This is a genomic window from Ottowia sp. (genome assembly GCF_035325765.1).
GTDB lineage: Bacteria > Pseudomonadota > Gammaproteobacteria > Burkholderiales > Burkholderiaceae_C > Ottowia.
In genome coordinates, this window is sequence record NZ_DAOKZG010000088.1 from 1 (window position 1) to 6,128 (window position 6,128).

At 70.4% G+C, this 6,128-nt stretch carries 7 protein-coding genes; 6 read left to right on the plus strand and 1 reads right to left on the minus strand.

The genetic code is table 11. From position 1 onward, the window contains the following. Positions 1 to 58 precede the first annotated feature (58 nt). From PKA16_RS15495 to PKA16_RS15520, 6 genes are all read left to right on the plus strand, one after another. On the plus strand, positions 59 to 1,033 hold the full coding sequence (locus tag PKA16_RS15495; protein WP_324404537.1) for an ABC transporter ATP-binding protein: 975 nt from the start codon (positions 59 to 61) through the stop codon (positions 1,031 to 1,033). 143 nt (positions 1,034 to 1,176) lie between these two features. Further along, complete coding sequence (locus PKA16_RS15500; RefSeq protein ID WP_324404539.1) at positions 1,177 to 2,157, plus strand: oligopeptide/dipeptide ABC transporter ATP-binding protein; 981 nt, start codon at positions 1,177 to 1,179, stop codon at positions 2,155 to 2,157. A gap of 201 nt (positions 2,158 to 2,358) precedes the next feature. Beyond that, entirely contained in the window at positions 2,359 to 3,306 is a 948-nt protein-coding gene (gene tal, locus PKA16_RS15505; RefSeq protein ID WP_324404541.1) for a transaldolase, read from the plus strand. Between the two features lie 9 nt (positions 3,307 to 3,315). Further along, positions 3,316 to 4,920 carry a glucose-6-phosphate isomerase gene (pgi, locus tag PKA16_RS15510; protein ID WP_324404543.1) on the plus strand — a complete coding sequence of 535 codons (1,605 nt, stop codon included), beginning with the start codon at positions 3,316 to 3,318 and terminating at the stop codon, positions 4,918 to 4,920. 65 nt (positions 4,921 to 4,985) lie between these two features. Beyond that, a complete protein-coding gene (locus tag PKA16_RS15515; protein WP_324404545.1) occupies positions 4,986 to 5,204 on the plus strand; it encodes a DUF433 domain-containing protein in 219 nt (72 codons plus the stop codon). Then, a complete protein-coding gene (locus tag PKA16_RS15520; protein ID WP_324404547.1) occupies positions 5,201 to 5,536 on the plus strand; it encodes a DUF5615 family PIN-like protein in 336 nt (111 codons plus the stop codon). The genes PKA16_RS15515 and PKA16_RS15520 overlap by 4 nt, the downstream gene beginning before the upstream one ends. Positions 5,537 to 5,630: 94 nt before the next feature. Here PKA16_RS15520 and PKA16_RS15525 read toward each other — a convergent pair. Beyond that, positions 5,631 to 6,128 (minus strand): TCP-1/cpn60 chaperonin family protein (locus PKA16_RS15525; protein WP_324404549.1); only part of this gene is annotated, 498 nt, incomplete at its 5' end.

Genomic DNA, 6,128 nt, shown 5'->3' on the forward strand with positions numbered 1-6,128 from the left:
CAACGCTCAACGCTCAACGCTCAACGCTCAACGCTCAACGCTCAACGCTCAACGCCCCATGTCCCTGCTTGAAGTCCAGAACCTGATCGTCGAGTTCCCGACCCGGCGCGGTCGGCTGCGGGCGCTGGACGACATCTCGTTCGACATCGCGCCGGGCGAGATCCTGGGCGTGGTGGGCGAGTCGGGCGCCGGCAAGTCGCTCACGGGCGCCGCCATCATCGGCCTGCTGGAGCCGCCGGGGCACGTGGCGAGCGGGCAGATCCGGCTGGAAGGCGAGCGCATCGACCATCTGCCGCCGGCCCAGATGCGGCTCATCCGCGGGCGCCGCATCGGTGCCATCTTCCAGGACCCGTTGACTTCGCTGAACCCGCTCTACAGCATCGGCTTCCAGCTCACGCAGACGATCCGCACGCACCTGCCGATGGGCGAGGCGGAGGCACGCCAGCGCGCCATCGCTCTGCTGCAGGACACCGGCATTCCGGCGGCCGAGCAGCGCATCGACCACTACCCGCACCAGTTCTCCGGCGGCATGCGCCAGCGCGTGGTGATCGCGCTGGCGCTGGCGGCCGAGCCGCGGCTGATCGTCGCCGACGAGCCGACCACGGCGCTCGACGTGTCGATCCAGGCACAGATCATCCAGTTGCTCAAGAAGGTGTGCCGCGAGCGCGGCGCGGCGGTGATGCTGATCACGCACGACATGGGCGTGATCGCCGAGACCTGCGATCGCGTGGCCGTGATGTATGCCGGCCGCATCGCCGAGATCGGGCCGGTGCACGAGGTCATCAACCAGCCGGCGCATCCCTATACCGTCGGCCTGATGGCCTCGATCCCCGACATGGAGGAGGACCGCGAGATGCTGAGCCAGATCGACGGCGCCATGCCGCGCCTGAATGCGATCCCGCGGGGCTGCGCCTTCAATCCGCGCTGCCCGCGCGCCTTCGACCGCTGCCGCGCCGAGCGGCCGGACCTGATGCCGGCCGGCGCCACGCAGGCGGCCTGCTGGCTGCACGCCACGGACGGGGAGGGCGGTTGATGCCAGCGGATGCTTCGCGGGGTGTGTTCTCCTTTCCCCGTTGGGCAAAGGCAGGGATGGGGGCGAGCCTGCTCGAGCCGGGTGGCGCCGCTGGCCCCCACCCCGGCCCTCCGCCAGCGGGGGAGGGAGGCGGGAGTCCGCTGGTGGTGGCGGACGGCCTGGCCAAGACCTTCGACGTCTCGGCGCCCTGGCTCAACCGCGTGCTCGAGCGCAAGCCGCGCCAGCTGCTGCACGCGGTCGACGAGGCCAGCTTCACGATCGCGAAGGGCCAGACCCTGGCCCTGGTGGGCGAGTCGGGCTGCGGCAAGAGCACGGTGGCGCGGCTGCTGGTGGGGCTGTACCAGCCGACGCGCGGGCGCTTCCTGTTCCGGGGTCAGGACGCGCACGCGGCCTACCGCAGTCGCGCCGGGTTGCAGTTGCGGCGCGGCATCCAGATGATCTTCCAGGATCCCTACGCCAGCCTCAACCCGCGCTGGCGCGTGGCCGACATCGTGGCCGAGCCGCTGCGCGAGCACGGGCTGGTGGCCACGCGCGAGCAGGCGCAGGAACGCGTCGTGGCGCTGCTGCAGTCGGTCGGGCTGGCGGCGGTCGACCTGGCCAAGTATCCGCACCAGTTCTCGGGCGGCCAGCGCCAGCGCATCTCGATCGCGCGGGCGCTGGCCACCGAGCCCGAGTTCCTGGTCGCCGACGAGCCCACCAGCGCGCTCGACGTGTCGGTGCAGGCGCAGGTGCTCAACATCATGAAGGCGCTGCAGCGCCAGCGCGAGCTGACCTATCTGTTCATCAGCCACAACCTGGCGGTGGTGCGCCACGTCAGCGACCAGGTGGGCGTGATGTACCTGGGGCGCATCGTCGAGCTGGCGCCCAAGAAGACGCTTTTCAGCCTGCCGCGCCACCCCTACACGCGCATGCTGCTGGACGCCATCCCGAAGATGCACGACACCGGCCGCGCGCGCACGCCGGTGCAGGGCGAGGTGCCCAACCCGCTCGATCCGCCCAGCGGCTGCAGCTTCCACCCGCGCTGTCCGCACGCCAACGCGCGCTGTCGCATCGAGCGGCCGCTGCTGCGCGACGTGGGCGGCACCCTGGTGGCCTGCCATGCGGTGGAGGAGGGGCGGATCTGAGGGTGCGGATGGATGGGTGCTGAACCGCCGAACGCAGAGGACGCGGAGATTGCGCAAGGAACGCAGAAGGGGAATCGGGTTTCTTTCGCGCCTTTCGCGCGCCCTTCGCGTCCGCCTTTCAGGCGCAGGATGCGGCCACTGCGCCCGCACCAGGGAGCGCCAGCGCGCGCCCCAACCAGCAGCCGCGGATAATCGCTGTCCATGAACCAGCTCGAAGCGCTCAAGCAAGTCACCACCGTGGTCGCCGACACCGGCGACTTCCGCCAGATCGCGCAGTACCGGCCACAGGATGCGACGACCAACCCGTCCCTCGTCCTGAAGGCGGTGCAGAAGCCCGACTACGCGCCGCTGCTCGCGGACACCGTGGCGCGCTGGCGCGGGCGCGACGTCGGCGAGCTGATGGATCGGCTGCTGGTGCGCTTTGGCTGCGAGATCCTGGCCATCATTCCCGGCCGCGTGTCGACCGAGGTCGACGCACGCCTGTCCTTCGACACCGAGGCCAGCGTGGCGCGCGCCGAACGGCTGGTCGAGCTCTACCAGGCCGAGGGCGTGCACGTCGATCGGGTGCTGATCAAGGTCGCGGCGACCTGGGAAGGGATCGAGGCCGCGCGCCGGCTGGAGGCCCGCGGCATCCACACCAACATCACGCTGCTGTTCTCCTTCGTGCAGGCGGTGGCCAGCGCGCAGGCCCGGGTGCAGCTGGTCTCGCCCTTCGTCGGGCGCATCTACGACTGGCACAAGAAGCAGGCGGGCAGCGCCTGGGACGAGGCCGCCATGGCGGGGCCGAACGACCCGGGCGTGCAGTCCGTGCGCCGCATCTACGAGCACTACAAGCACTTCGGCATCGCCACCGAGGTGATGGGCGCGAGCTTTCGCAACACCGGCCAGATCCTGGCGCTGGCCGGCTGCGACCTGCTGACCATCTCGCCCGAGCTGATGGCCGAACTGGCGGCCAGCGACGCGCCGGTGGCGCGCGCGCTCGACGCCGGAGCGGCGCGCGCCCTGGACCTTCCCGCCGTGCACTACGACGAGGCGGCGTTCCGCTTCGAGCTCAACCAGGACGCGATGGCCAGCGACAAGCTGGCCGAGGGCATCCGCAGCTTCGTCGCCGACGCACGCAAGCTCGAGGCGCTGCTGCAGGCGGGCTGACGGTTTCGCATGGACTGGCACGACCGACCGCGCTGCGACGAGGCGCCGGCCTGGGCACGGCTGCAGGCGCATCACCGGCGCGCGTTCACCGGCCCGGGTGCGTTCGACCTGCGCCAGGCCTTTGCCCGGGATGCCGGGCGCTTCGAACGCCTGAGCCTGGAGGCGGCCGCGGTATTTGCGGACCTGTCGAAGAATCGCGTCGACGACGCGGCGCTCGAGCTGCTGCTGCAACTGGCGCGTGAATGCGGGGTGGCCGAGCACCGCGACGCCATGTTCGCCGGCGCCCGCATCAACTCCAGCGAGCAGCGCGCGGTCACGCACGTGCACTGCCGCATGCGGCCGGAGCAGCCGCTGTTGCCGCCGGGCCTGGACGCCCAGGCGCAGGAGGCCGTGCAGCGGCTGCTGCGCGAGGCCGCCGCGGCGCGCAGCCAGATGCTGGACCTGGCCGAACGCATCCGAGCTGAGGGGGCCTTCGGCGACGTCGTCAACCTCGGCATCGGCGGCTCGGACCTCGGGCCGCGCATGGTGGTGCAGGCGCTGCGCTCCTGCGGCCGGGTCGGCGGCGGGCCGGCGGTGCATTTCGTCTCCAACATGGACGGGCACGACCTGGGCGAACTGCTGCCGCGGCTGCAGCCGCGGCGCACCTTGTTCATCGTCGCCTCCAAGAGCTTCGGCACGGCCGAGACGCTGCGCAACGCCGGTTCGGCGCGCGCCTGGCTGCAGTCCGGCGGGGTGCGCGACGTGGCCCCCCATTTCATCGCCGTCAGCGCCAACCGGGCGGCGGCGCAGGCCTTCGGCGCCGGCACCTGCCTCGGGCTGGGCGACGGGGTGGGCGGACGCTATTCGCTCTGGTCGGCCATCGGCCTGCCGATCGCGCTGGCCGTGGGGCGTGCGGGCTTCGAGCAGTTGCTGGCCGGGGCGCAGGCCATGGACGCGCACTTCCTGCAGGCGCCGCTGGCGCGCAACCTGCCGGTGCTGCTGGCGCTGCTCGATCTGTGGCACCGCAACGCGCACGGCTGGGCGAGCCGCTGCGTGGCGCCCTACCACTACGGCCTGCGCCGGCTGCCGGCCTACCTGCAGCAGCTGGAGATGGAGAGCAACGGCAAGCAGGTGGACGCGCAAGGCCGCCCGCTGGCCCTTGCCAGCGCACCGGTGACCTGGGGCGAGGTCGGCACCAACAGCCAGCACGCCTTCTTCCAGATGCTGCACCAGGGCAGCGACGTGGTGCCGGTGGAGTTCGTGCTGGTGCGCAGCAGCACGCACGACCTGGCCGGCCACCATGCGCCGCTGCTCGCCAATGCGCTGGCGCAGGCGCGCGCGCTGATGCTGGGCCAGCCGGGCGACGCGCCGGAGCGCCACTTTCCCGGCAACCGGCCCTCCACCACCCTGGTGCTGCCCGACCTGGCGCCGGCCAGCGTCGGCGCGCTGCTGGCGCTGTACGAGCACCGCACCTTCGTGCTGGGCTCGCTGTGGGGCGTCAACAGCTTCGACCAGTGGGGGGTGGAACTGGGCAAGCGCCATGCCGGCCCGATCGAGGCGGCGCTGGGCGGCGGCACGGCGGAGGGGCTGGACCCGTCGACGCTCGGGCTGCTGCGGCGCTTGAGGGCGCGATGAACAAGTAGCTGCGCAGGAGCCTGGATGGCAGAATGTGCCTTCAGGAGTGTCAACCGGAGCGCGCTATGGATCGCATTACCCTGGAGCCTGGCAAGCGTGGCGGCCGTCCTTGCATTCGCGGGCTGAGAATTTCAGTGTACGACGTGCTCGCGATGCTTTCGAGCGGCATGTCGCAGCAGGAGGTGCTGGATGACTTTCCCGAGTTGACCGAGGAGGATATTCTGGCCGTGCTCGCCTACGCGGCCGATCGCGAGCACCGAGTCTATTCATTGAAAGTGCAATGAAGCTGCTGCTGGACGAGAACCTGTCCAGACGCCTGGTGCCCTTCCTCCAGCACGATTTCCCGGGTACATCCCAGGTTGTCCTGCTGGGCATGGAATCCGCGACCGATCGGGAAGTGTGGCTGCGCGCGAAGTCGGATGACTACGTCGTAGTCACTCGAGATGCGGATTTCCAGGAGTTGTCATTGGTCTGGGGTGCACCGCCCCAAGTGATTCGATTGCGTACACCCAACCAGACACGCGCAGCGGTGCTGCGCTTGCTGCTGGATCACAAGGACGCCATTGTGACCGCGTTGGAGGTGCGAGCCTTGGCGTCCATCGAGTTGATCGCGTGACCACCACGGCCTGACGGCGCGGCTGGAGGTAACGGCAAACAGAAAAGGGCCGCTTGCGCGGCCCTTTCCATGCGAGCGCAGGCTCGGCCGGGGATTACATCATCCCGTCCATGCCGCCCATGCCACCCATGCCACCCATGCCGCCGGCCGGGGCCTCGTCCTTGGGCGCCTCGGCGACCATGACCTCGGTGGTCAGCATCAGGCCGGCCACGGAGGCGGCGTTCTGCAGCGCGGTGCGCGTCACCTTGGTCGGGTCCAGGATGCCCAGCTCGATCATGTCGCCGTACTGGCCGGCGGAGGCGTCGTAGCCGAAGTTGCCCTTGCCTTCCAGCACCTTGTTGAGCACCACGCTGGCTTCTTCGCCGGCGTTCAGCACGATCTCGCGCAGCGGATACTCCACGGCCTTGAGCACCAGCTGGATGCCGGCGTTCTGGTCGGCGTTGGCGCCCTTGACGTCGCCCGCGGCCTGGCGCGCACGCAGCAGGGCGACGCCGCCACCGGCGACGATGCCCTCTTCAACGGCGGCACGCGTGGCGTGCAGGGCGTCCTCGACGCGCGCCTTCTTCTCCTTCATCTCGACCTCGGTGGCGGC

Coding starts and splice junctions, on each gene's coding strand:
- PKA16_RS15495 (WP_324404537.1), top strand. CDS start 59: ATGTCCCTGCTTGAAGTCCAGAACCTGATCGTCGAGTTCCCGACCCGG.
- tal (WP_324404541.1), top strand. CDS start 2,359: ATGAACCAGCTCGAAGCGCTCAAGCAAGTCACCACCGTGGTCGCCGAC.
- pgi (WP_324404543.1), top strand. CDS start 3,316: ATGGACTGGCACGACCGACCGCGCTGCGACGAGGCGCCGGCCTGGGCA.
- PKA16_RS15515 (WP_324404545.1), top strand. CDS start 4,986: ATGGATCGCATTACCCTGGAGCCTGGCAAGCGTGGCGGCCGTCCTTGC.
- PKA16_RS15520 (WP_324404547.1), top strand. CDS start 5,201: ATGAAGCTGCTGCTGGACGAGAACCTGTCCAGACGCCTGGTGCCCTTC.